Below are 24,338 nucleotides of genomic sequence, written 5' to 3'. Positions count from 1 at the left end.
GACAGATTCTGCGCTTCGGCCATAATACGAATTGTCTACGCTGCATTTGCCTGTCCCCGGCGGATTTGATTGATGTGACTGAGAACGGCCTGCAGATGCTGCGTCTGCTCCATCATGAGATCGGCGAGCTGATTTTCACGGGTTGCAAAGAAGGCCACCTGCTCATCAGCATTCATGGCGATCCTGCACCGCCATCATGACGGCGCCCGCCGAAGCGAGCATGGCGAGTAATCGGACAGCAGGCACAGCATTCAATCCCCGAAGGTGTCCGTCGACATTCGACAAGAGACACATGGCGCGGCGCGAGCGCTGGCGCAGTACAATCTACGAAGCGGTCTCAATCCGAGGCGATGCCGTCCTTGATCCGTGTGAGGCGGCTTTCGCCTTCCTCCGGGCCGAAGCAGCTTTCGAAATCATTGCATTCCCGGCAACTGGGCGCGCTGCACAGCGAAAAACCTTCGGCCTCGCAGAGCTTGCGGTAAAAGTATTTCTTCCATTTCATGTTTTGGGTGTTGCCGGCCGCCAGCGTCGGAAAATGCGAGGCGAGCAGGCGGCCGAGGTCGGTTCGATTAAAAAGGCCAAGGTCCTGCCAGAGATGGTCATTGCGCATGGCACGCCGGGCGATGATCTTGGCGAAGCGAGCGCTCGCCGGGTCGCCCGGCCGGGCATGCGCCAGCAGCAGTCCGCGCAGAAGTTCTTCCTCCAGATCCGGCTCGGGCTCGCTCACCTCTTCCAAGGCAAACGCGTTGATAGGAATAGCAGGGAAACAGCGGGCCAGGACATCGTGCAGCTCGGCGCGCGAAAGGCCGGTTGCCTCCGTCACCGTCGCCTCGCCGGCCTCGCCCTCCTCGAGCGCACGTGAAAGCACACAGGCAAGCACATGCTGGTCGAACCTCCTCTCCAGCTCGATCTGCGGCCATCGGCCGGTGCTGAGCCGGGCATAATGTTGGGCAAATATGGTGCCGTTCTCCTGGTTTGTCATATCAAGTCATGCAGCGACCCGGCCGGCCGCAACATGGGTCGGGCAGTTCTTCGGGTAGAGGCAGTCGCGGATCGCCTCGCGGTCGAGTAGTTCGGTCATTTTCGTCTGGTCCATCGGCTCTGTCGCAAATTCTGTGATTGGAAGAGGTGTTTCGCGAACCCCGCCCTGCCGTTTGCGCCTCATGGGGAACACCTCGGCGCCGGAAATGCCCCCGCGGAGTTGGACGTGGACCGTGCTGGGACAGAGGTCGCGTGCCGTCCTTTCCAGTGCGGCCACATGGTCGACCCCATTCAAGCCCGCTAGACTCTCGGTTGAATGACGTCCGATTCAAAGCGTCCGCGGGTGAGTTCCAGCGCACGTTCAGGACAGGATCGCGCGCCTCGCGATGCAGGCAGCTCCTCCCCTTCCGCAACTTCAATGTCACCAGGCAGGATGTAACCCTCGCCATCAAGCTTGAAGATGTCCGGCGCTTGCGCCGCGCATCGGGCGTGACCCTGGCATTTGGCATTTTGGACGATGATGCGCATGACGCTGCCTCCATTGTCTGTGCCCCGTCTCGGGGCGGGCCTAGGACCAGTCCAGGATCAAATTTTCGATCCCGAATACATGGCCGCCAGAGGTTATGGGTGCCGTACCCTGCTTGATCCTGAAAGCCGGGATGCGCGCCAGCCACTCCTCCAGGCCAACGACAATCTCCCGCCGGGCAAGGTGTGAGCCAAGGCAACGGTGGGGACCATAGCCAAAGGCGGCGTGGCGGTTGTCCTCCCGCTCCAAATCGATCGTGTTGGGGCATTCGAATTCCGCCGGGTCACGATTGGCAATCATCGTGGCGCAGGAAACATAGTCCCCCTTCCGGATCGGCGCGCCTTCGAAGTCGATATCTTTCGTTGCCACGCGGATCAACTGAACGGTCGGATAGACGCGCAGCAATTCTTCGGCCGCGAGCACGATCCGGTCCGGTTCGCTCCGAAGCAATTGCTGATCTTTGAGGTTGCGCGCGAGATAGGCCAAGTCAAAGCCTATAGCTGCTGCGACCGTGTCGAGCCCAGCGACGAAGACAAGCACGCCGATGCCGCGGACTTGGGTGTCCGTCAGCCGGCGGCCCTCGACCTGTGCCTGCACGATAAAGGTCATGAAATCGTCAACCGCCTCCTCGCGCCGCATGGCTGCAAGTTCGTCGATGAATGCCACGATCGTCCGGGCCGCCGCCGGGCGTTTCACATCGTTACCGTGAAGCAGATCTTTCCCCCAGCCGACAAATGTGTCGAGTCGGTCATCCGGCAGCCCCAGAAAGCGAAGGAAGATGCTCACCGCGAAAGGAAATGCAAAATCCTTCATGACGTCGCAGCTTGTGCCCGACGCGGCGATCCTCTCGATCAGCTCGACCGCCCGTTCGCGGACAGCCGGTTCCAAAGCCATCACCCGCTTTGGCGAAAGCAGCGGATTGAGTAGTGTGCGAAAAACGCCATGGGCAGGCGGATCCAGTTCAAGCGGGATCATCGGCCAGTTTTCGCCAAGCGCGGACGCGAAGATGCTGCGATGGCTCGAAAACGTTTCGGCGTCCTGCAGCACCCGGCGCTGGTCACTGGCGCGAGTGATGACCCAGGTACCCCGCCCATCGCGCGTGTTGCAGGGCGAATAGAAGATCGGCGGCCCGGCATGTACGCAAGCGACGGCTGCTTGCGGATCCCCGTTGGGCGTCGGTGACATCCCTGGTGACGTAAACAGGCTGAAGTCCCTCACCATTTCGGGCGGGACATGATCTGGAACGGGGTTGGTCGCCATTTTGCTTTCTCTACATTGGCGTTCATGGCTCGATTGAGATTGCACCGCTGTTCATAAAGTCGATTCCGGCATGGGTACGTCTCTTGTCGGGCGCCTTCTAGATTCTGTCGCCCGATACAGCCCACCTGCACCAGCGCGGATGAGATCGAAGTCAATCAGAAGGGGCATCTCCGCAGCGCTGCGGTCATGAAGCAAAGCCGCCGCTTATCCAGTTAGGGTTGAGAGGCTGGTCAATCACCGCTGAGCTCCGTGACGCACTGCTGACGCCCTGCTGATCAAATTGTCAAAGCAAGTCGCGTGCCGGATAGGCGTTACCCATGGCGCTGCACCAAGCGATGCCAGCCTGCACTGGGCCCGCCGCCGCTAAGTTGATGATCACCTGTCCATCATTCTTGGGACAACGTCCGACAACCGACATCCACGGTCGGTTTTGTCGAGTCCGCGACACCGGGCTGTTCGGCCTGGCTGCTGCTGCACTGCCTTCCGGTCGACTAGCGAGGAGATCGTTCGCACGGCCCGGATTGAGCAACGACGCGATCCCGCGCAAGGATCGGGTGCGGTCCGACAGGACCCGGCGGCGCTTGCGTGCGATGATCGAAATTATCAACAAGATCGAGCCGAGCTTCGGTTCGGCGCTGATGGCGTATGCGTTGTATCGCTCGCAGCCGCTGCAAGGATTTCCGGCTAGACGGCGATGCACTCGTCCGCAGCGGTCCGGCCGACGACGAGCTTGACTGTATCGATGCGGACAATTCCGGCGTGCACACCTGACCGTCCGTATGCGCTACGACGGCAAGCTCTATCGCACATGGACCTATATCTCCTCGCGAGCCGCTGTCGGAACGTGGTGCCGAGTCCTATGGCGGCCGGTTCAATCCGAGGGCCTGTCGGGCTCTACACATCCCTGTCGGTCGGACCGGGAACGCGTGGCAGACTCTCGGCCAGAAACCGCCAGTCGCTGCGCTCGCGTTCGCCTTCTTTGCGCGTGCCGAAGAACTGGATGATCATGTTGCCGTCGGCGCCATAGGCTTCAATGGACGTGACGTGACCGTCCCTCGTCGGCTTGCGCACGGCCCAGACCTCGCGGATGTGATGGGTCCTAAGATGCAGATGGAAGGTCTCGTCGAGCACATTGATCCGCGGCCCGATCTGCTTGACCGACTTGATCGGGCCGGAATGGATCTGGATGCAACCACGATTGCCGACAAAGCACATGATCGGCATCTCGTCTTCGGCCGCCTGTTGGAACAGGGCGCCAACGGCATCATTGTCGAGCAGCCAGACGTAATCCTCGTCGGCCATACGCATCGCCTGGCAGCGGCTGAGCTTCAGTGTCTTCAACATATGGTAGAACTGATGCACGTCGCTCAGCCGGCTCCAGTGCTCGCGTAGGTCGTCGACCGTGGCGGCTTGGTCTGGACTCACTGCGTTATCGCGCGCCCCGCTCGCCTCGACCGATATGATCGGCTCCTGGTCGGAGGATACGAGCTCTGCCACCAGATTCTGATAGGCGTGCAGGTTCGAGGCGGGCCTGAGATGTACTTTGTGCATCGCCTCGCCGGTGGCATCAAAGAATTGCAGGCTGCGGCGGATCTCGGCTCCTTCGCGCTTCTCGACGGCGAAGCCATACGCCCACGCTTTCGGGAAGATGCGCAGGTCGATGTCGTCGCCGAGCACCATGGCATGCTGGTTGCCGGTGACCACTTTGTCGTAAACACCGATCTTTTCGTGCACGGCACTTTCATTACGGGTGAGCGCCATCACCTCGCCGACCGCCTCGAGGCCGGTCAGCAGATCATCGACGCGCGGCTCGATGCGCACCGCGCCGTGACCACAATGCGCCGCGACCAATTCGGCTTCCGAAATGCCCAATCGAGCGGCGAGATCATGCTCCCGGATTTTCGGATTGTCTTCGCACGCCCGCCGGATTTCGTCCGGCGACGGTTTCTCGCGCTGGTCCATGTCTTACCCCTGCTTCCACCTACGTGTGAGGATCAGCTGCCCTGCCGGTGAATCTTCAGCCGATCGGGCGCGCCGTAATGCTCGACCCTGATCTGCTGCTGGCCCGGGAACAAAGTGTCGCTGGACAGCGTGCGCACGTCGTCGCACCCGCGCGAAAACCGGGGGTGCTATCGGACCGGCGAGACCCGAGTGACACGAGCAGGCACATGCCGATGGAATCTCATCGAGCCGGTCGGTGGCCACCGGGCGGTGGTGAGCGATTGTGGGTGTTGTCGCAATCGGCCAATCGGTCATTCGGATGCCACGGGCGGCGCTGCTTCGCCAAACAAAGCGTGTCTGACCCAGTCCTGACATGTTGCTCCCTTGCTTCGCCGCATCGATCGCGAGGGCACCCACGACACGATTGTGGATCGGCAGTCTCTTGCCGCCTCGCCAGTGGAGCTTCAAAAACCGTGCCAATTGCGTCGAAGCAAGCTCAGAAGGAGTGTTCTGTAATGGTCATTGGTTTAATGTGAGTTCAGCCAACCACTCAGGCCCAACATCCCGCGTGGCGGACCCGACAAACCCGACAGTACGTGTCGGTTGGCCGACACCTTCGCAGCAATGGACTCACAAGAAACACCGCAGGGTCAGAGATGCCGCGCTGTGTTGAAACATTTTTTCGCTTTGGCACGGTGCATGCAACGTGATGCGCAAGCAGGTCCCGGACTGAGGAGAATGGAGCCATGATTACGCTCACCGACAACGCTGTTGCCGCCATCAAGACTGCTCTTTCCCGCGCCAGCGAGCCGGCCGAAGGCTTTCGCATCATGGTCCAGGCCGGCGGCTGCGCCGGCTTCAAATACTTAATGGGCCTGGAGAGCGTGTCGCGCGAGGGCGACGCGATCACCGAGACAGATGGGATCAAGCTGTTCGTGGACGCGGGCTCCCAACCGCATGTCGCCGGCATGACCGTCGACTTCCTCACAGGGCTCGAATCTTCCGGCTTTGTCTTCGATAACCCCAACGCGCGCGAGAAGTGCGGCTGCGGCAAGTCCTTCAGTTGATCGCCCGAAGCGCCTGTGCGGGTCCATGAAGCGATTGCCGCCGACGGACTCATTTGCGGCAGAGGAGGCTTATATGGCCGGCACAACAGATGTCCCTGTCCTCAAGAACAAGGCAAGGTCGAAGCCGATCTTGGGACCGGCAATCGCTTCAGGTAGGATGCAAAGAACGTCGCCTCCCGAAACAGTTCGGTTCCTGGTGGCACCCAAGCTGCTGGCGGCCAAATCGCGCCGCTGCGCCAAATTCGGCTTATCGATAACGTTGTCGTGTTCGGGCGTCCTTACCTGCGGGCTGACGGCGGCGACTGCGGACTGGCCATGTCGACGCCGATCCGGTCTACGTCAAACTCTCGGGCGTCCGCGCCGGCTGCCAGTTCGGGCCCATCATCATCAACGGCATACGCCAGAGGCTCAATGAGGCGGTCGCGCGCTCGCGTCATTCCGGTCAACTGAGGATCGCACATGAAACCTGTCTACCTCGACAACAACGCAACCACACGGGTCGATCCTGAGGTCGTGCAAGCGATGTTGCCGTTCTTTAGGGATCAATTCGGCAACCCTTCGTCGGCGCACGCTCTTGGCGCCTCAGTCAGTGCGGCGGTGAGAAAGGCGCGGAGGCAGTTGCAAGCTCTGATCGGCGCGGAGTTCGACGATGAGATCACCTTCACCTCGGGTGGGACAGAAAGCGACAATGCAGCGCTTCTTTCGGCGCTCGAGGCGGCGCCCAACCGAACCGAGATCGTTACGTCCGCGGTCGAGCATCCCGCCGTGCTGACGCTCTGCGCGCATCTTGAGAAGACCCGCCGCGTCAAGGTGCACAGGATCCCGGTGGATTGCCGTGGCCGGCTCGACCTCGACGCCTATATGGCCGCCCTCACCCCACAGGTGGCAATCGTCTCGATAATGTGGGCGAACAATGAGACTGGTGTGATCTTCCCCGTGGCCAGGCTTGCCGAGTTGGCCAAGGAAGTGGGCGCCCTTTTCCATACCGATGCTGTGCAGGCGGTCGGCAAGCTTCCGATGGACCTGAAGTCGACCGCAATCGACATGCTGTCGCTCTCCGGCCACAAGCTGCACGGGCCGAAAGGGATCGGCGCGCTTTTCGTAAAACGTGGCGTCAATTTCCACTCGCTGATCAAGGGGGGCCACCAAGAACACAACCGGCGTGCCGGCACCGAGAATACGCCCGGCATAGTCGGGCTCGGCATGGCGGCCGAACTCGCCTTGAAATTCATGGACGACGAGACCACACGGGTAAAGTCGCTCCGCGACCGTTTAGAGGACGGGATTCTCCAGCGCATCCCAAGCACCTGTGTCACTGGTGATCCCCTGGAACGGTTGCCCAACACCGCAAACATCTCCTTCGAACATGTCGAAAGTGATGGAATTCCACTTCTCCTCAGCCGCGTGGGCATCGCGTGTTCCTCCGGCTCCGCCTGCACCTCCGGTTCGCTGGAACCGAGCCATGTCCTGAGCGCGATGAAAACGCCACACGCGGCAGTCCGCTTCTCCTTGGCGCGGGACAACGGCGAAGAGGACGTCGACCGGGTGCTCGAGGTCATGCCGGGGATCGTGGGGAAGCTGCGTAGCTTTCCCAGTTCTGGGCCGGGTAAGCGAAGCTTCGAAGACGTTCAATCCGGTACATGCCTGAGCGGCAGCAGAACAGGGTGCCGTTCATGACCCGTCATGTCTTTCTTAACGATACGACCTTGCGCGATGGCGAGCAGGCGCCCGGCGTCGCCTTTACCACGAAGGACTCGCGTACTTATCAAGGGCTCGATCCGGCTCTCGTGGGCCGCTGCCGGCGTATCGTCATCGGCAAGCATTCCGGCGCCACTGCGATTGCCCATGTGCTGAGCGAAAGCGGTCGCGATCTCGACCCGGATCTGGCAGCCGCGATGGTGGCCCGCGTCCGGCGCGAGGCGGCCGAGACCAAATCGACCGTCACTGCAACTCAACTGGTCGAGCTCTACGATGGAATGTGCCGCGAGGCATCCCTCGCGGAGCTGTGCGGGTCCAGGTCAGCCGTGCGCGAGCGCACCGACACCACAGTTTTCCGACCAGGGAGAATGCAATGAATTGTTCCGCTGACAGCCGCCCCATCGATATCACCGACATCCTCGCACGACTGAAGCGCCTGTCGGCTGCGGAGGAGTTCTTCGCAGTCCTTGGCGTCTCCTATGACCCGAAGGTGCTGAATGTCTCGCGGCTCCATATCATGAAGCGCGTGGGCCAATACCTTGCCGAAGAAGATTTCTCCGGTCTGCCCGACCAGGTGATTGCCGCGCGGGTGCGCGCGACGCTCGAACGCGCTTACGAGGACTTCGCGATTTCCTCGCCGCTCACCCACCGGGTCTTCAAGGTGCTCAAAGACCACGATCCGAACAAACCTGCCACGCCGGGCCGCACCTTTGTCCCGTTCGACTCCGTACTGAAGCGGTTCGGACAGGAATGACCGCGACACGGGTTGCGACGCGACAATGTCGAGAAGCCGACAAATCTGGTCATCACCACGGCGCCCTCAGAAGCAACCAAGCGAAGTTCTAGGAATAGGGGGCAGCGCAAAACAGTTGGCACGAATGATGCGCACCAAAGAGATAACCGCCAAGCCCGCATCCGGACAGGAGCCTAGAGAAACCGCCAATGCACATCGTAATCTGCATCAAGCAGGTGCCGGACTCGGCACAGATAAGGGTCCATCCGGTGACGAACACTATCATGCGCCAGGGTGTTCCGACCATCATCAACCCTTACGACCTGTTCGCCCTCGAAGAAGCCCTCAGACTGCGCGACGCCCATGGTGGCGAAGTTACCGTGCTCACTATGGGTCCGCCTATGGCAGAGGACGCGCTGCGCAAGGCGCTCGGTTACGGCGCCGACCGAGCGGTGCTCTTGACCGACCGCTATTTTGCCGGCTCCGACACGCTGGCGACCTCGTTCGCCCTTTCCCAGGCAATCGCGAAGGTTGGCGAGACGTTCGGCACGCCAGACCTCGTCTTCACCGGCAAGCAGACGATCGATGGCGACACCGCCCAGGTCGGGCCCGGCATCGCCAAGCGCCTCGGACTCCTGCAGCTGACCTATGTCGCGAAGATCGCCTCTATTGACCTTGCTGCGCGCGAGATCAAGGTTGAGCGCCGCTCCGAAGGCGGCACACAGATGCTGAAGAGCAGGCTCCCTTGCCTGATCACGATGCTGGAAGGCACAAACGAGATCCGCCGGGGCTCGATCCAGGACGCCCTGTGCGCCGCGCGCAGCCAGGTCTTGAAATGGAGTGCCGCCGACGCCGGCATTGAGGATCTCACCAAATGCGGCCTGCGCGGTTCACCGACGGTCGTCAAGCGCGTTTTCGCCCCTCCTGCGCGGGCGGAAAAGGCGGCAAAAATCGACACCGCCGAGATGGCCTTGCGCGATGTCGCTGACGAACTCATCACGGCAATCTTCACCCGCCAGCCGGCATTGGAACATGAGCTCGCCTTCAACGGCGGCGCGTGAGAGGGCAAGGATCAGACGATGTCGAACGCGAACCGAGAAACGCCTCGCCCTGCCGCCGGCCGTGCCGGCATAAAGAAGGAGCTGCCCGCGCATTTCAAGGACTACCGGCACGTTTGGGTTTTCATCGAGCTCGAACGCGGCCAGGTCCATCCCGTATCATTCGAACTGCTCGGCGAAGGCCGCAAGTTAGCACACAAGCTTCAGGTCCAGCTTGCGGGGGTCGTGCTTGGACCGCCGGGAGAGGCCATCGGGAACGCCGTTGCCGAAGCGTTCGCTTATGGCGCGGACCTTGTCTACATCGTCGAGGCGCCGCTGCTCGCCGACTATCGGAACGAGCCATTCACCAAGGCGATGACGGATCTGGTCGATACCCACAAACCCGAGATCCTTCTTCTCGGTGCCACCACACTCGGCAGGGATCTTGCCGGCTCCGTGGCGACGACCTTGCAGACAGGGCTCACGGCCGACTGCACCGAACTCGATGTGGATACCGACGGTTCGCTCGCCGCCACCCGTCCGACTTTCGGCGGTTCCTTGTTGTGCACGATCTATACGCTCAATTTCCGACCCCAGATGGCGACAGTGCGACCGAGGGTCATGCCCATGCCGCAGCGAGCGGATAAACCGGTCGGGCGTGTCATCCGGCACAAGCTCTCGGTAGCCGAGGACGAGATCGTTACCAAAATCCTCGGCTTCCTGCCGGATAGTCAGTCGGCAAAGGCAAATCTTGCCTATGCCGACGTCGTGGTTGCGGGAGGGCTCGGTCTAGGCGCGGCGGAAAACCTGCAGCTTGTGAAGAATCTCGCGCGAGCAATCGGCGGCGAGCACGGCTGTTCGCGCCCGTTGGTCCAGAAGAGCTGGATGCCAGCTGATCGGCAGATCGGCCAAACTGGCAAGACCATCCGGCCGAAGCTTTACATAGCGGCCGGGATTTCCGGCGCCGTCCAGCATCGGGTTGGCGTCGAGGGGGCGGATCTCATCGTGGCCATCAACACCGACCCGAACGCGCCGATTTTCGATTTCGCTCACCTCGGGATCGTCACCGACGCGATCCGCTTCCTGCCCGCACTGACGGAAGCCTTCACCCGGCGGCTGTCGCCCCACAGTCGCGATAAGCTTGCGAGCTAAGGGATGGACATGATTGAGGAAAAATTCGACGCCATTGTTATTGGGGCCGGCATGTCCGGAAACGCAGCTGCCTACACCATGGCCAGCCACGGCCTGAAGGTGCTGCAGTTGGAGCGGGGTGAATATCCAGGCTCCAAGAATGTCCAGGGTGCCATCATGTACGCGAACATGCTGGAGAAGATCATCCCGGATTTCCGGGACGATGCGCCTCTCGAGCGGCATTTGGTTGAACAGCGGCTTTGGGTGATGGACGACACATCCCATACCGGGATTCACTATCGGTCGGACGACTTCAATGAGGCGAAGCCCAACCGCTACACGATCATCCGTGCCCAGTTCGACAAGTGGTTTTCGCGTAAGGTGCGCGAGGCCGGCGCGACGGTTCTGTGCGAGACGACAGTGACGGAACTCATCCGTGACGCCAAGGACAGGGTGATCGGCGTCCGCACAGACCGGGCCGGCGGAGCCATCTACGCGGACGTGGTCGTCCTCGCAGAAGGTGTCTGCGGACTGCTTGGCACGCGGGCCGGCCTGCGCGAGATGCCGAAGCCGCAAACCGTGGCGCTCGCCGTCAAGGAAATGCATTTCCTCCCCGAAGAGGTCATTGAGCAGCGGTTCGGCCTCAAAGGCGATGAAGGCTGCGTGATCGAGGCGGTGGGCACGACCTCCCGCAGCATGGCCGGGCTCGGCTTCCTCTACACCAACAAGGAGTCGATCTCACTGGGCATTGGCTGCCTCGTCTCCGACTTCGCCGCGATGGTCGAGAGCCCTTACGTCCTCCTCGACGCATTAAAAACCCATCCTTCGATCCGGCCGCTGATTGCCGGCTCGGAAGTGAAAGAATATTCCGCGCATCTCATTCCCGAAGGCGGCTACAAGGCTATTCCGCAGCTCTTTGGCGACGGTTGGGTCGTGGTCGGCGATGCCGCGCAACTGAACAACGCCATTCACCGCGAGGGTTCGAACCTCGCCATGACCTCCGGCCGCATCGCGGCTGAGGCAATCATCGAGGTCAAGAGCCGCAACGGTCCTATGACCAAACGGAATCTCGCCCTTTACAAAGCCATGCTGGACAAGTCCTTCGTGGTCAAGGACCTAAGGAAATACAAAGACATGCCGGCCTTGCTCCACACCAATTCCTGCAATTACTTCACGACTTATCCGCGGTTGGTGTCGCAAGCCGCGCAGAACTTCATGCGTGTCGACGGCACGCCGAAGACCGAGAAGGAAAAGGCGACCACGGCGGCCTTCATCAAGGCGCGCTCGCGCTGGGGGCTGGTCAGCGACGCGGTCCGCCTTGCATTGGCGTGGCGCTGAGGGGAGACGAAATGACGATCGCAGTGACGAAGTCACGTGTCGAGGACAAGCTTTACCAGAACCGCTACTTGGTGGATTCCGGCCGTCCGCATATCAAAGTGCTACCGCACGAGAGGCCAAGCGCGAACTTGCTCGCGCTGACCCACGTCTGCCCGGCGAAATGTTATGAGTTGAACGACAAAGGTCAAGTGGAGATCACCGCCGACGGCTGCATGGAGTGCGGCACCTGCCGGATTTTGTGCGAGACCAGTGGCGAGATCGAGTGGAACTATCCACGCGGCGGCTTCGGAGTGCTCTTCAAATTCGGATGACCACCGTATCAACAGGGTCAATCTTGGTACACCTGAGGAACAGGGTCAATCTTGGTACACCTGAGGTCGGGGCCAAGGCCAAGTCTATCTTTGCTAGAATGGCCTCGCAACGAAGAGAAGCTCGTGAATACTGTGCTTTCAGAATTGAGATACAAAAGGAGGAGCACTCTGGACGACAACCCCTGAGGTGTTTCCATGGCTCACGTACCGCAAGATCGGGTCGACGAGGTAGCACCTCGGGATACCCGCCCTGAACCGCCCATCAAAAGCATGCCCCAAGCAGATATCGCGCTCAGGGGACTCTACGAGATATCGAAGGTGCTGACCGCCCCCAGCGAGCTGGAGATTACGCTCGCCAATGTCGTGAACATCCTGCCTTCGTTTCTGCAGATGCGTCACGGAGCAATCGTCGTCCTGGACGCTGAAGGAGAGCCGGAGATTGCCGCAACTGCCGGCAATGCCCACGCACCTCAATCAGGCACTCGCCGCGTCATACCACAGGCCATAACAGATCAAATCGTCGCTACGGGGACGCCGCTGTTCATACCGGACGTCCGCAAGTCCCAACTATTTCAGGCGGACCTTCAAACATCTTCGAGCAGCGGCACCATCCCAATTGCCTTTATCGGTATCCCGCTAAAGGCTGATCATAAAATCCTTGGGACATTGTCGATCGACCGCGCCGGAGACGGCGCCACCGACTTTCGCGACGACGAGGACACATACTTCCTGACGATGGTCGCCAACCTTGTCGGCCGGACGATCCGTCTCCATCGCATCCTGAGTACAGATCGTCAGCGGTCTGTCCATGAGCAATGGAGACCGGAGAAATCGCCCAACGAGAGGAGGACCTACGACCCTGCCCGGCATGCGGATGTCAAAATCGACGGGATCATCGGGGAAAGCCCCGCACTCAAGCAGGTGCTCGAAACCGTCTCGGTCGTAGCAGGGACCAATTCCACCGTGCTACTGCGGGGTGAAAGCGGCACCGGCAAGGAATTCTTTGCGCAAGCCATCCATAAGCTCTCACGTCGGAGGAAGAAGTCTTTCGTCAAATTGAACTGCGCCGCACTGTCTGAAAGCGTTCTGGAGTCAGAACTGTTTGGGCATGAAAAGGGCGCTTTCACGGGTGCTATCTCCCAGCGCGCCGGTCGTTTTGAATTGGCAAATGAGGGAACGCTGCTACTTGATGAAATCGGCGAGATTTCGCCGGCCTTTCAAGCCAAACTGTTGCGTGTCTTGCAGGAAGGCGAGTTGGAGCGAGTCGGCGGCACCAAAACGCTACAGGTCGACGTGCGCCTCATATGCGCCACCAACAAGGACCTCGAGACGGCCGTCATAAAAGGGGAGTTCAGGGCCGACCTTTATTACCGCATCAATGTGGTGCCAATTATCCTGCCTCCGCTCAGAGAGCGACCCGGCGATATTCCACGCCTTGCGAACGCCTTCCTCAACCGATTCAACAAGGAGAACGATCGCGCACTCGCCTTCGCACCGTCGGCGCTTGACCTGATCTCGCAATGCTACTTCCCTGGTAACGTCCGCGAGCTGGAGAACTGCGTCCATAGGACGGCCACACTTGCGCGTTCAAGGACGATCACTCAATCCGATTTCGCCTGTAAGAAGAGCCAGTGCCTTTCCTGGCTCCTCTGGAAGCGAGCCGACCGCTCGAATGGCGGCAATGCCATCGACGATCTCGCACGGGTCAACGCAGTGCCGGTCGGATTGCGGCTGCCGGCCAGTCGCATCGGTGCCTCCGCAGGCAACGCATCTCCCCTAGCGGCCGGCGATCCGAACGATCCCGCTTGTCCCCCGCGTCTGACGGAACGCGACCGGCTGATCGACGCGATGGACAAGGCCGGTTGGGTTCAGGCCAGGGCGGCTCGTATCCTCGGCCTCACGCCGCGGCAAATCGGCTACGCGCTGCGCCGGCATGGCATCGAGGTGAAGAAATTCTAGACGTCGTGATGACGCCAAACGTAAGCCCGGAGTAGTCTCCCTCACACTCTTCGCGCCCAAGGCTGGTAGCCTTCGCGACCCGATTTGCTTGTCCACTGTCGGAAGCCCGACAAAGGTGTGTCGGAGCAATCCGACGGAATCCGACACGAAAGCCAATTCGTGAACCAAACCCGCTCTTTGAGCTGGCATAGCTCTTGCGGTTTGAACTGCGACATTCACCCAGCAACGGAGCCGTTCGATGTCCGCACCGGCAATTTCGCTTGAGAGCCTCAGCACGACATTCGATGACCAGTTGCTTGCCACCGTGAAAGCCGGTGGCTGCGCGTCTTCGTCCTGCGGCTCGTCGATAAAGCCGGACGACATGGATCCGGCTATCTGGGAAAAGATCAAGGATCACCCCTGCTTTTCAGAAGAGGCGCATCACTATTTCGCGCGCATGCACGTCGCGGTCGCGCCCGGCTGCAATATCCAGTGCAACTACTGCAATCGCAAATATGACTGCGCCAACGAAAGCCGGCCTGGGGTGGTCTCCGAAAAGCTGACGCCCGACCAGGCGCTACGCAAGGTGGTCGCGGTCGCCAACGAGGTGCCGCAGCTCTCCGTGCTCGGCATCGCCGGACCTGGCGATGCCTGTTACGACTGGAAGAAGACGAAGGCAACGTTCGAACGAGTTGCCAGGGAAATCCCAGACATCAAGTTTTGCATCTCCACGAATGGGCTCGCGCTGCCGGACCATGTCGATGAGCTTGCCGACATGAATGTCGATCACGTGACGATCACCATCAACATGGTCGACCCTGAGGTCGGTGCAAAGATCTATCCTTGGATCTTTTACGACCATCGCCGCTACGTCGGCATCGAAGCCGCCCGGATCCTGCACGAGCGGCAGATGTTGGGTCTGGAGATGCTGACCGCGCGCGGCATTCTCACCAAAATCAATTCGGTGATGATCCCCGGCGTGAACGATGAGCATCTGATCGAGGTGAATAGATGGGTCAAGGAGCGAGGCGCGTTCCTGCACAACCTCATGCCGCTGATTTCGGACCCGGCGCACGGCACGCACTACGGACTGAGCGGGCAACGCGGCCCAAACGCAATGGAGATGAAGGCTCTTCAGGATCGTGTCGAAGGCGGCGCCCAGTTGATGCGCCACTGCCGGCAGTGCCGGGCAGATGCCGTCGGCCTGCTCGGAGAGGATCGTGGCCAGGAATTCACAGTCGACCGGATCCCCGCCGAGGTCACCTACGATGCCGGCAATCGCAAGGCCTATCGGGAGCTGGTCGCGGAGGAGCGCCGTGATCACGTGGCGGCTAGGAGAGAAGCGATCGGATTGGTCAAGGCAGCGAGCCCCGGCAAGTCCCTTCTCTTCGCGGTGGCGACCAAGGGCGGCGGCCGCGTCAATGAACATTTCGGCCATGCGAAGGAATTCCAGGTTTATCAAGCCTCGCCGAGAGGGATCAGCTTTGTCGGGCATCGGAAGGTGGAGCAGTATTGCCTCGGCGGTTGGGGCGGAGAAGCCGCCCTCGATGGCGTCATCGCAGCGCTTGAAGGCATAGATTTCGTGCTGTGCGCCAAGATCGGAAATTGCCCGCAGGGTCAGCTCGCGGACGCTGGAATCCAAGCCACCGACGCATATGCCCACGACTATATCGAGACCGCAATCAGCGCGATTTACGCGGCCGCGTCTGGGACCCCCGCACTCGCGGCGACGGCCTGAGCTGTCTCATCCATTCGGACCAGGAGTTAAAATGGCTTTCAAGATCATCGCATCCCAATGCACCCAATGCGGCGCCTGCGAATTCGAGTGTCCCTCCGGCGCGATCAAGTTCAAAGGCGAGAGCTATGTGATCGAGCCGCAAAAGTGCACCGAATGCGAGGGGGTCTTCGATGCGCAGCAATGTGCCTCGGTATGCCCGGTGCCGAAGACCTGCGTTCCTGCGTGACGGACATTGGGCTGCCGACATGGTCGGGGCTGCCTGCGCAGGACGCCTGGAACGCCTTTGTTCACAATCTGCAGCCTCAAGAGAAATCAGGGAACGGACATGTCGCTCGGACGCGAAGAGGAGGTCGAAATCCGCAGGCCTCCACGATTCATGCCGGGAGAGCGGGTACGTGCCACTCGCCACATAAAGAATGACGGCACCTATCCTGGCAGGGAGATCGGCGAAAATCTCGTGCGGAAGGGCGACGAGGGATATGTGCGCGACATTGGCACCTTTCTCCAGCAGTTCTTCATCTATGCGGTCGAATGGATCGACCGTGGCACAGTCGTCGGCATGCGAGCGCGTGAACTGATGAGCCTCGACAAAGCCGAGGTGCCCTGCAGTGCTGATAGCAATACCAATGAAGGGACGGCCAGATGAAAGTCATGATCCGCAGGACCGATGCTGGCTTGTCGGCGTATGTCCCGAAGAAGGACCTCGAAGAGCCGATCATCAAGCTCGAGAAGGAAGAGTTGTGGGGCGGAACTGTGACGCTCAGGAACGGGTGGCGGCTCCTCCTACCCGATCTTCCACGGGATACGCGTCTGCCGATCACCGTCGAGGCAAGGAAGGTTTCCGAAGAGGACTGATGCTGCCCGTTCATAAGGTGCGTCGCGAGGAAACGAGCATGAACACGATCCTGACATCGGGCCACCTGGTCATCGTGCGGGACAGTTTTGCCGAAAAGCTGCTTGACCTGGCGAAGGAAGCGCTCGCCGCCGATCAGGTGATCCCCTATCTCGGTCCGGGTCTTCTTGGGTTCAACTGTACGGAACCGCCTGTGCCGCATACGCCCGAGGTCGTTGCCGCGGCACTCAATGCACGGGCGCCAGCCCCTTCCAGGATCCGCACCAATATGTGGTCGGTTGCGCAGTTCATCGAACAGCGCCGGCATCGCCGGACGCTTCAAGCTTGGATGACCGACATATTCGCAGCGCCGGTGGCGCCTACCCTCCTCCACGCCTGGCTCGCAAGGCTGCCGCTCTCCCTCATCGTCGACAGCTGGTACGACGGCGCGATGCGCACGGCTCTCGTAGAGACCGGCCGAACGGACGTCGTTGAGATACAAGGCGTCACGCGGGCGAACGAAATCGGTAACATTTGGACGAAAACCTACGATTTGTCCGGGAGGGAACTCGACCCCCGATCGGGGGCAAAGACGGTTCTCTATACACCTCACGGGAGTATTAGGCCGGCGCAAAACTTTCTCGTCGCAGATTCCGACTATGTCGAAGTCCTGACCGAAATCGATATCCAGACACCGATCCCAGACGTGGTGAAGGAACGGCGCATCACCCGCGGATTTTTCTTCGTTGGCTGCCGCTTCAACGATCAGATGCTGCGCACCTACGCCAGGCAGATCATGAAGCGCTCCCGAGGTCCACATTGCGCAGTAATGGACGCGGAAACGCTGACCAGAAACGAATCGCGTTTCCTTGCGGCAAGCGGCATCACGGTGATCGACATGCCAGTAAGTGAAGCCGCGGCTCGGCTTATAGGAACGGGCACTGCTGCAGGTGGTGGACAGGATTAACAATGGCGGGCCCCTTTGATGATTGGTCCTTCGGCTTGCCTCGAAGGCGAAAAATGCAGTCGGGAATACAACCGTGAGCAGTGATGCTATCGACAGCGCAACGAACGCTCTGAATTCGTTGACCGATGTGGAAGCGGCGCGCTGGGGCCGGGATTTGAGTACGCTGTTGCGCATCACGCGTATGAATTTGCGGCATCCCTGGCAGGTCGCCTTCGCTATGGGCTCGACGATCATGGCGGCAATCCTCCAGTTGCTCATTCCCCAGCTTCTCGGCCGGGCTGTCGACCAGACCCAGACAGCCATTGGGGGCGGTGTCGCGGGGACCGCGGCAGGACAAGCGCTCTGGACCCCGGCTCTCCTGCTGCTCGCCGTCAGCGCGCTACGCGGCCTTTTCACGATGGCGCAGAACTATTTTGCCGAAGCCGTCGGGCATCATGTCGCGTACGAACTGCGGCTCGCCTACTACGACAAGATCCAGCGTCTCAGCTTTTCCTTTCACGACCGGGTCCATTCAGGCGATCTGATCACCATCGGAATGCTCGATCTCCAAGGCGTGCGGATGTATTTTTCCACCGCGCTCGTTCGCGTGGTCCTGCTCACCATGCTGATCGGGATCGGCGCCTACATGATGATCTCGACCGATCCCATGCTCGGCCTGGTCGCGCTGAGCTTCGTGCCTTTTGTCGCCTGGCGCTCATCGGCCACACAGCTTAGGCTGCGCGCCACCTGGCTCGACCTGCATGAGCGGCTTTCGGTACTAAGCCGCGTGATGGAGGAAAATCTCGCAGGCATCCGCGTGGTCCGCGCTTTTGCGGCTCAAGCCTATGAGATGCTGAAGTTCGACGGCGCTTCGAAGAACGCGCTCGACCTCGCCAACGACCGCGTCGACATTTACGTGCCCAGCACGTCGGCGATGACCTTGTCCTTCTTTTTCGCAATGGGATTGGTGCTCTGGATCGGTGGCAGCAAGCTCGTCGCTGGCGAGATCAGCGTCGGAACGGTGGCGACCTTCCTGACCTTCATGACAATCCTGCAAATGCCAGTCCGCCAGATCGGCCTCATGGTCAATGCCTTTGCCCGCGCTTCTAGCTGCGGTTCGCGGCTTTTCGGTCTCCTCGACCAGGAGATCGCAATCAGGGATGCTCTCGAGGCCAGACCGCTCGAGATAAGCGACGGCACTCTGCGCTTCCACAATGTCTCGTTTGCGTACCCCAGCGCCGAAAACCGCGCCATTCTGAAGAACCTCAGCTTTGAGGCCTGTAGAGGCGAGACGATCGCGATCGTCGGTCCGCCCGGTTCGGGCAAATCGACGATGGCTCATCTGGTCCCCCGCTTTTACGACGTGACCGGTGGCGCCATCACGCTGGACGGCCAGGACATACGCAATGTCACCCTCGCGACGCTTCGCAAGGCGGTCGCCGTCGTACAGCAGGATGCATTCCTATTCACCACCACGATCGAGAACAACATCGCTTATGGCGATCCCTGGGCGAAGAGAGAGCGAATAGAACGCGCTGGCGAATTCGCCCAGCTCCACAACTACGTACTCGGGCTCCCAGCAGGCTACGAGACGGTCGTGGGCGAACGCGGCGTCTCTCTCTCTGGCGGCCAGCGCCAGCGTCTCACGATTGCTCGCACCATGATGCTGCGCCCCTCCGTCGTCGTTTTCGACGACTCAACGGCCGCGATCGATGCCGGCACCGAGCAGCGCATCCGCGCGGCGATGCGGCGCTTCGCCAAGGATCGGGTGACGATCATCATCGCGCACCGGCTGAGTGCGCTTATGCACGCCGACCAGATCCTTTTTGTCGATAAGGGCGAAATAGTAGAACGCGGGACGCATCAAGAGCTTTTGGCGAAGCGGGGATGCTACAGGGCCCTTTACGATCTCCAGACGCGCCCGGGTGATGACATCATGACCCAGTATGGGGGTGCCCGCTGATGGCCCAGGGCCGCGCCGGCGAACTCGAAGCCGAACGTGACGACGGCAGACGCCCTCCGCGCGCGGTTGTCGGCTCGCACCGTATCGAGGAGGAGATGTTCGGCCGGGCTTTCGACAAGAGCATCCTCCGGCGCATCTGGGCCTTCGTCCGTCCCTATCGTGCCAGGGTAGTCATCACGATTGCCGCAATGCTGATCTTCACCGGGACGCAGCTTCTCGTCCCGTTGATCATCCGCTCCGCGATCGACCAGGGCATGAACCCGGCAAGGACCGATCGCTCAGCCCAGCTTGCGGCCGTCGGCGCGTTCGTTTTGGCGATTTTGGTCAATTTCACCGCCGGCTACATACAGGAGACGGTGGTTGGGAAAGTGGCCGAAACTGTCCTGTTCGACATCCGCCGCGCCATGTTCGGCCATCTGCAGAAGGTTTCGCTCTCCTTCATGGACAAGACCGAGGTCGGACGCCTGATGTCGCGCCTGCAAGGCGACGTCAACTCCATACAGGAATTCCTCGAAACCTCGGTATATTCCGTAGGCGATGTTGCGCTTCTCTTCGGCATCGTTTTCGTAATGCTGTGGCTCGACTTCCGCCTCGGCCTCCTGACGCTCTCGGGCCTGCCGGTCCTGGTGATCGTCCGCATTGTCTGGCTGCCGCGTGCCCGCGACGCCTTCATGGCTGCACACGAGACTAATTCCGTGGTCAACGGCGCGCTGGCCGAAGCCATTCACGGCGTGCGCACCGTCCAGTCCATGGACCGCCAGCAGGTGAATTCCATTCTTTTTGACGACAAGGCCCATGCCAACCTCAGGACCCACCTGATCGCTGCCAAATATGCACTGGTCATGGTGCCTATCGTCGATGGCCTCACCGGCCTCGCCATGGCCGCCGTTATTGTGGTCGGCGGCTCGATGGTCATGAATGGCCGCATAGATGTGGGCATATTGGTTGCCTTCCTATTTTACATCCAGCGCTTCTTTGACCCGATCCGCTCACTCTCCCTGCAATATTCGGTCATGCAGCGCGCCATGGCCTCAGGCAAGCGCCTGACCGATGTGCTCGACGTCAAGATCGATGTTCAGGACAAACCCAATGCCGAGGTGCTTTCGCCCGAAATGGACGGCTCGGTCGAGTTCAGGGACGTCACCTTCGGCTACAATCCGAACCGTTCGGTGCTGAAAAATGTTTCCTTCCGGGTCAATCCCGGCGAGACGGTCGCACTGGTCGGGCCGAGCGGTTCTGGCAAATCGAGTGCGATGGCCCTGGTCCACCGCTTCTATGATGTTCAGCAGGGCCAAGTGCTGGTCGGCGGACATGATGTGCGCGATCTCACCCAGGAATCGCTCGGCCGTCAGGTCGCCATGGTGCTGCAGGAGCCGTTCCTGTTCACCGGGACGGTCTTCGAGAACATTCGATACCACAAGACAGAGGCCACGCGCGACAAGGTGATCGAGGCGGCCAAGGCGGTCGGCGCCCACGACTTCATCATGAGCCTCGCCGACGGGTATGAGACCCAACTTGGCGAACGCGGCGACAACTTATCTCTCGGACAGCGCCAGCTTATCAGTTTCGCCCGCGCCCTCGTCGCCGACGCCAAGATCCTCGTGCTCGACGAAGCTACCGCCAACATCGACAGCTACACGGAAATGCAGATTCAGAAGGCTCTGATAAAGCTGCTTGAAGGGCGCACTGGCCTCGTCATCGCCCACCGTCTTGCCACGATCCGGGGTGCCGACCGCATCATCGTGCTTCAGAATGGCCAAGTTGTTGCGACTGGCAACCACGATCAGCTAATAGCCGTGGGGGGCCTGTATTCCAAACTCTACAATCTCAACTACGCCTCCTTCGACGATATTCCCGAACACGATACGACCGTACAAGCCGGCTCCGAGACCTGACGTCTTGGCGGCCTTGTGGTACTGGCATTGACTTCGGGCGTGCCGGCGGACACTCAGGCCGCCGAAGACGAGGAAGCAGGCAGCATTCATGCAAAGCACTCGCGCAGATCGTGAAGACCGGCTGCGAACGATTTCCTTCAGCATCGTTATCCCGACCGCGGTGCACCCCGCGGCATCGGGCGAACTCGCTCCAGGTGGTGTCCCTCGGCGTAGCAAACCCGCTCGCGAGCGCGCCCTCAACAGCGCCGTAGCGAGTGACGGCTTTGCTACCGCCGAGCCGCTGATGAAGCTGGATCTGGGCGCCGCACCGGCGCCGCCCCGGGCGAGAAGAACCTCTGCGGCGGGCTATGTGCAACGACTAGCGCGAGCGCGACGAGCAGACGCGTGCCGGCACCGTGACGCGCTCGGCCATCATCTCCTTAGGATCGTGCAGGCTCTCACGGAGCCTAGACGCCAGCCAACGCACAAACACGGCAATCTGTGCTGCCGCTCGTGCGTCAGTTTGGCCTCCGTCCCGATCTTGCCGTCTCCACCACGTGCACGCTCGAGCACGTGGATGCCAGGGAGCGCTGCTATTTTTACCTTCCGAAAATTGCCTGGTCAGCCAACTCGAGCCATGATTTCGGATTGAATGGTCGTCGCAGTGTATAGGGAAGCGTCTAGCGGCAGATTCCCAAATGCCAGTTGACAAAGAAGGTAGTTGGCACCTGCCTCTTCCAACTGACCAAGCAGAGCTTCTCGCACAGACGCTGCTGATCCTACCACGCACAATTCACTCTCGACTGCCGCATCGAAGGTCAGCGGCAGGTTTGGTGGAGTGGGGATAGCGTTAAGCTCGTAAAGGAATTGGAAGCTCTTGAGCCATCGTTCGTAAGCAGGTGCCGCGAGCGAATAGGCATGTGTGTCACAACGCCCAACCACGACCATGCGGAGCAATCCAATAAATGGCGCTCGATCGCCGGTGTCAGTGTTGTCCTCTCGATAGGCGCGGAAGGCATCTGTAGTTTTGCGAACAGAAGAGGAAGGCCCTACACACGCGATGTTTGCTCCATTCGCAGCGGCCCAGGCTGCGGTCTCGGGTCGATTCGCGGCGACCCATGTCGGCGGATGTGGACGCTGATGAGGTCTTAGCGTCAAAGGAACGTCATTGAGCTCAAAATGGCGGCCTTGATAGCACAGCGTGCCAACCTTCATGGCATTAACAAGTATTTCAACAAGAATTTCGCTGGCTTCCGCATAGCGGCCCGGCACCGCGTCCGCACCAATCCCGAAGTAACCCAATTCGATCGGGAGAGCACCGCGCCCTATGCCCAGTTCGAGCCTGCCACCGCTCAACTGGTCCAGCATACAGATCTCTTCGAACGCACGCAGCGGATGATAAAGCGCAAGCAGCATCACCAAGGGTCCGAGACGCAGGCGCCGGGTGCGCTGGGCGACGCTCGATAAGAACAGATTCGGCGATGGACCTCTCCCATGGGGGGTACAGTGGTGCTCTGCGAGATGATAGGCATAGAACCCTAGCTGATCGCACGCCTCTGCTAATATCAGGCGATCTTCGTACTGCCGGGCGATATCGCGGCCGTCCTCGTCCAGATGATCGAAGATGCCGAAGGCTAGGTTTGAAGGAAAGACGTTTGTCACTCGATTGTCCCCGATTTTAAAGCAGGCTGTTCTCTTGCTGGGATGACCAAGCAAGTCGAAAGATAGCAGTGTGTGATCTCGGATTAGCGTCAGCGTACCGAACAAGCAGAGTCTGACGCTCCCCTGCCCGTGGTGCTTGGTATGTTTAAGCTTCCAACTATATCGCGAGCGGCAGCAAGAAATGCATCCAATTGCTCTTTTGTGCCGATGCTGACGCGGATGCAATGTTCCAAACCATTGTCCGGAAAGTAGGCAACGAGTATCTTTTGTCTTTCCAAGGCTGCTTGCCACCATGAGCCGTCCTGTCCCGCTGGCACACGGGCTAGCAAGAAATTAGCGTGGGAGGGCGTTACGGAAAATCCAAGTTGCGACAGTGCGGCTGTCACTCGCTGTCGTTCATGTCTGATGTGCTTGTGGTTCTCTGCGTAGGCGCCGCGATGCGCAAGCACGCTGATACCAACCGCATGCCCGATCACGTTCATGTTGAAGACGTTCTGGATGTTGCGCAGCCTGCCAATAATCTCAGGGTGACCAAAACCGAAACCGACGCGAATGCCGGCGGCGGCATAGCTCTTCGAAAATGTTCTCAAGATCAGAAGGTTCGAATAACGGTTGATGAGGCGCAGCCCGTGATCGGGTGCAAAGTCGACGTAGGCCTCATCAAGGACGACCAGGCGATCCGATTGTGCCACGAGGCGTTCGATATTGCTTATCGAGAGGAATGTTCCGGTCGGATTGTTTGGATTGGCCACCAGAATGAACTTGGCGTCTTTTGCCGGACCGGAAAGCAATTGCTCCATTGGCAGCGAATGAGTTTGACATCCGATCTCGAGAAACTCAGCACCATGCAACATGGCAAGTTTGCGGTTGAACGAAAACCCTGGCGATATCATCGCCACCTTGTCGCCAGGGGCGAGGAAAGCTCTGTAGATGAGTCCGAGCAGTTCAGACGACCCGTTGCCTGCGATGACCTGATCCGTGGATACGCCATAGGTATTGGACGCTGCTTCCCTCAAGCTGATGTTATCGTCGTCCGGATACAGATACTGGCGCTGGAGGGCCGCCACTGCACTTTGCATTATGATTGGCGGCAACGGAAACGGGTTCTCATTCGTATTCAGCTTGACAAAACTTCTGTCCGGCGCTGGTCCGTTGGACGGCAGAGCATCTAACTGTCGCGTCCCTTGCGGAAGAGACGAAAGCACAGCTTGCAGTTTTGGATCGGACATATTTTATCTCCGTTTCAGTCGCACAGGGCATCCGTATGAGCTCGCAACGAGAGCAACATGGCGGACGGATTGACGATGGCAGCGTCGCCTTTCACAAGATGGTCGCAACGCCGGCTGCCACGGGAATTCGGCC

At 60.1% G+C, this 24,338-nt stretch carries 23 protein-coding genes; 16 read left to right on the top strand and 7 right to left on the bottom strand.

The features are described from left to right. Positions 1 to 35: 35 nt before the first annotated feature. The 5 genes from NKH37_RS27630 to NKH37_RS27610 all read right to left on the bottom strand — a co-directional run bounded on the left by NKH37_RS27630 (position 36) and on the right by NKH37_RS27610 (position 4,729). Entirely contained in the window at positions 36 to 176 is a 141-nt protein-coding gene (locus NKH37_RS27630; RefSeq protein WP_352483762.1) for a hypothetical protein, read from the bottom strand. Between the two features lie 161 nt (positions 177 to 337). Further along, on the bottom strand, positions 338 to 982 hold the full coding sequence (locus NKH37_RS27625) for a nitrogen fixation protein NifQ (RefSeq protein ID WP_352483763.1): 645 nt from the start codon (positions 980 to 982) through the stop codon (positions 338 to 340). A gap of 299 nt (positions 983 to 1,281) precedes the next feature. Beyond that, complete coding sequence (locus NKH37_RS27620) at positions 1,282 to 1,509, bottom strand: ferredoxin (RefSeq protein WP_352483764.1); 228 nt, start codon at positions 1,507 to 1,509, stop codon at positions 1,282 to 1,284. Positions 1,510 to 1,549: 40 nt separating this feature from the next. Next, positions 1,550 to 2,767 carry a cytochrome P450 gene (locus NKH37_RS27615; RefSeq protein ID WP_352483765.1) on the bottom strand — a complete coding sequence of 406 codons (1,218 nt, stop codon included), beginning with the start codon at positions 2,765 to 2,767 and terminating at the stop codon, positions 1,550 to 1,552. A gap of 894 nt (positions 2,768 to 3,661) precedes the next feature. Continuing rightward, on the bottom strand, positions 3,662 to 4,729 hold the full coding sequence (locus NKH37_RS27610) for a hemin-degrading factor (RefSeq protein WP_353041866.1): 1,068 nt from the start codon (positions 4,727 to 4,729) through the stop codon (positions 3,662 to 3,664). A 725-nt stretch (positions 4,730 to 5,454) separates the two neighbouring features. On the opposite strand from NKH37_RS27610, the gene NKH37_RS27605 reads away from it, so the two are divergent. The 16 genes from NKH37_RS27605 (at position 5,455) to NKH37_RS27530 (ending at position 21,335) form a co-directional block, all read left to right on the top strand. Beyond that, a complete protein-coding gene (locus NKH37_RS27605) occupies positions 5,455 to 5,775 on the top strand; it encodes a HesB/IscA family protein (protein WP_023678237.1) in 321 nt (106 codons plus the stop codon). A 459-nt stretch (positions 5,776 to 6,234) separates the two neighbouring features. Continuing rightward, positions 6,235 to 7,452 carry a cysteine desulfurase NifS gene (nifS, locus tag NKH37_RS27600; RefSeq protein WP_352483767.1) on the top strand — a complete coding sequence of 406 codons (1,218 nt, stop codon included), beginning with the start codon at positions 6,235 to 6,237 and terminating at the stop codon, positions 7,450 to 7,452. Beyond that, entirely contained in the window at positions 7,449 to 7,850 is a 402-nt protein-coding gene (locus NKH37_RS27595) for a homocitrate synthase/isopropylmalate synthase family protein (protein WP_352815530.1), read from the top strand. Before nifS ends, NKH37_RS27595 begins: the two co-directional genes overlap by 4 nt. Continuing rightward, complete coding sequence (gene nifW, locus NKH37_RS27590; RefSeq protein ID WP_352483769.1) at positions 7,847 to 8,227, top strand: nitrogenase stabilizing/protective protein NifW; 381 nt, start codon at positions 7,847 to 7,849, stop codon at positions 8,225 to 8,227. Before NKH37_RS27595 ends, nifW begins: the two co-directional genes overlap by 4 nt. A 188-nt stretch (positions 8,228 to 8,415) precedes the next feature. Further along, positions 8,416 to 9,267, top strand: a complete 852-nt coding sequence (locus NKH37_RS27585; protein ID WP_352752958.1) for an electron transfer flavoprotein subunit beta/FixA family protein — start codon at positions 8,416 to 8,418, stop codon at positions 9,265 to 9,267. Between the two features lie 18 nt (positions 9,268 to 9,285). Continuing rightward, positions 9,286 to 10,395, top strand: a complete 1,110-nt coding sequence (locus NKH37_RS27580) for an electron transfer flavoprotein subunit alpha/FixB family protein (RefSeq protein WP_353041862.1) — start codon at positions 9,286 to 9,288, stop codon at positions 10,393 to 10,395. Between the two features lie 9 nt (positions 10,396 to 10,404). Continuing rightward, complete coding sequence (locus tag NKH37_RS27575) at positions 10,405 to 11,712, top strand: FAD-binding protein (protein WP_353041886.1); 1,308 nt, start codon at positions 10,405 to 10,407, stop codon at positions 11,710 to 11,712. An 11-nt stretch (positions 11,713 to 11,723) separates the two neighbouring features. Further along, positions 11,724 to 12,023 carry a ferredoxin family protein gene (locus NKH37_RS27570; RefSeq protein ID WP_352480510.1) on the top strand — a complete coding sequence of 100 codons (300 nt, stop codon included), beginning with the start codon at positions 11,724 to 11,726 and terminating at the stop codon, positions 12,021 to 12,023. Between the two features lie 195 nt (positions 12,024 to 12,218). After that, positions 12,219 to 13,982, top strand: coding sequence for a nif-specific transcriptional activator NifA (gene nifA, locus NKH37_RS27565; RefSeq protein ID WP_353041860.1), 1,764 nt, complete (start codon positions 12,219 to 12,221; stop codon positions 13,980 to 13,982). Positions 13,983 to 14,220: 238 nt separating this feature from the next. Next, positions 14,221 to 15,699: a nitrogenase cofactor biosynthesis protein NifB gene (gene nifB / locus NKH37_RS27560; protein ID WP_353041858.1), complete on the top strand. Its 1,479-nt coding sequence runs from the start codon at positions 14,221 to 14,223 to the stop codon at positions 15,697 to 15,699. Between the two features lie 31 nt (positions 15,700 to 15,730). Continuing rightward, positions 15,731 to 15,925 (top strand): 4Fe-4S dicluster domain-containing protein, encoded by a 195-nt coding sequence (locus tag NKH37_RS27555; protein WP_023678248.1) that lies wholly within the window; start codon positions 15,731 to 15,733, stop codon positions 15,923 to 15,925. A gap of 99 nt (positions 15,926 to 16,024) precedes the next feature. Then, positions 16,025 to 16,345, top strand: coding sequence for a nitrogen fixation protein NifZ (locus NKH37_RS27550; RefSeq protein WP_352450751.1), 321 nt, complete (start codon positions 16,025 to 16,027; stop codon positions 16,343 to 16,345). Further along, the gene (gene nifT, locus NKH37_RS27545) at positions 16,342 to 16,554 is read left to right on the top strand and encodes a putative nitrogen fixation protein NifT (protein ID WP_023678250.1); all 213 of its coding nucleotides are present in this window, start codon (positions 16,342 to 16,344) and stop codon (positions 16,552 to 16,554) included. The genes NKH37_RS27550 and nifT overlap by 4 nt, the downstream gene beginning before the upstream one ends. Before the next feature lie 38 nt (positions 16,555 to 16,592). Continuing rightward, positions 16,593 to 17,498 (top strand): SIR2 family NAD-dependent protein deacylase, encoded by a 906-nt coding sequence (locus NKH37_RS27540; RefSeq protein WP_353041855.1) that lies wholly within the window; start codon positions 16,593 to 16,595, stop codon positions 17,496 to 17,498. Positions 17,499 to 17,571: 73 nt separating this feature from the next. After that, on the top strand, positions 17,572 to 19,440 hold the full coding sequence (locus NKH37_RS27535; protein WP_353041853.1) for an ABC transporter ATP-binding protein: 1,869 nt from the start codon (positions 17,572 to 17,574) through the stop codon (positions 19,438 to 19,440). Then, positions 19,440 to 21,335, top strand: coding sequence for an ABC transporter ATP-binding protein (locus NKH37_RS27530; RefSeq protein WP_352937923.1), 1,896 nt, complete (start codon positions 19,440 to 19,442; stop codon positions 21,333 to 21,335). The genes NKH37_RS27535 and NKH37_RS27530 overlap by 1 nt, the downstream gene beginning before the upstream one ends. A gap of 600 nt (positions 21,336 to 21,935) precedes the next feature. Here NKH37_RS27530 and NKH37_RS27525 read toward each other — a convergent pair. Together NKH37_RS27525 and hisC are read right to left on the bottom strand one after the other, a co-directional pair. Further along, positions 21,936 to 22,976, bottom strand: coding sequence for an LLM class flavin-dependent oxidoreductase (locus tag NKH37_RS27525; protein ID WP_353041850.1), 1,041 nt, complete (start codon positions 22,974 to 22,976; stop codon positions 21,936 to 21,938). An 89-nt stretch (positions 22,977 to 23,065) separates the two neighbouring features. Next, positions 23,066 to 24,205, bottom strand: a complete 1,140-nt coding sequence (gene hisC / locus NKH37_RS27520) for a histidinol-phosphate transaminase (RefSeq protein ID WP_353041848.1) — start codon at positions 24,203 to 24,205, stop codon at positions 23,066 to 23,068. Positions 24,206 to 24,338: the final 133 nt, after the last annotated feature.

The organism is Mesorhizobium sp. M1217 (genome assembly GCF_040318275.1).
In the GTDB taxonomy this organism is placed as follows: Bacteria; Pseudomonadota; Alphaproteobacteria; order Rhizobiales; family Rhizobiaceae; genus Mesorhizobium.
This window is presented reverse-complemented; position numbering and strand designations above follow the sequence as displayed.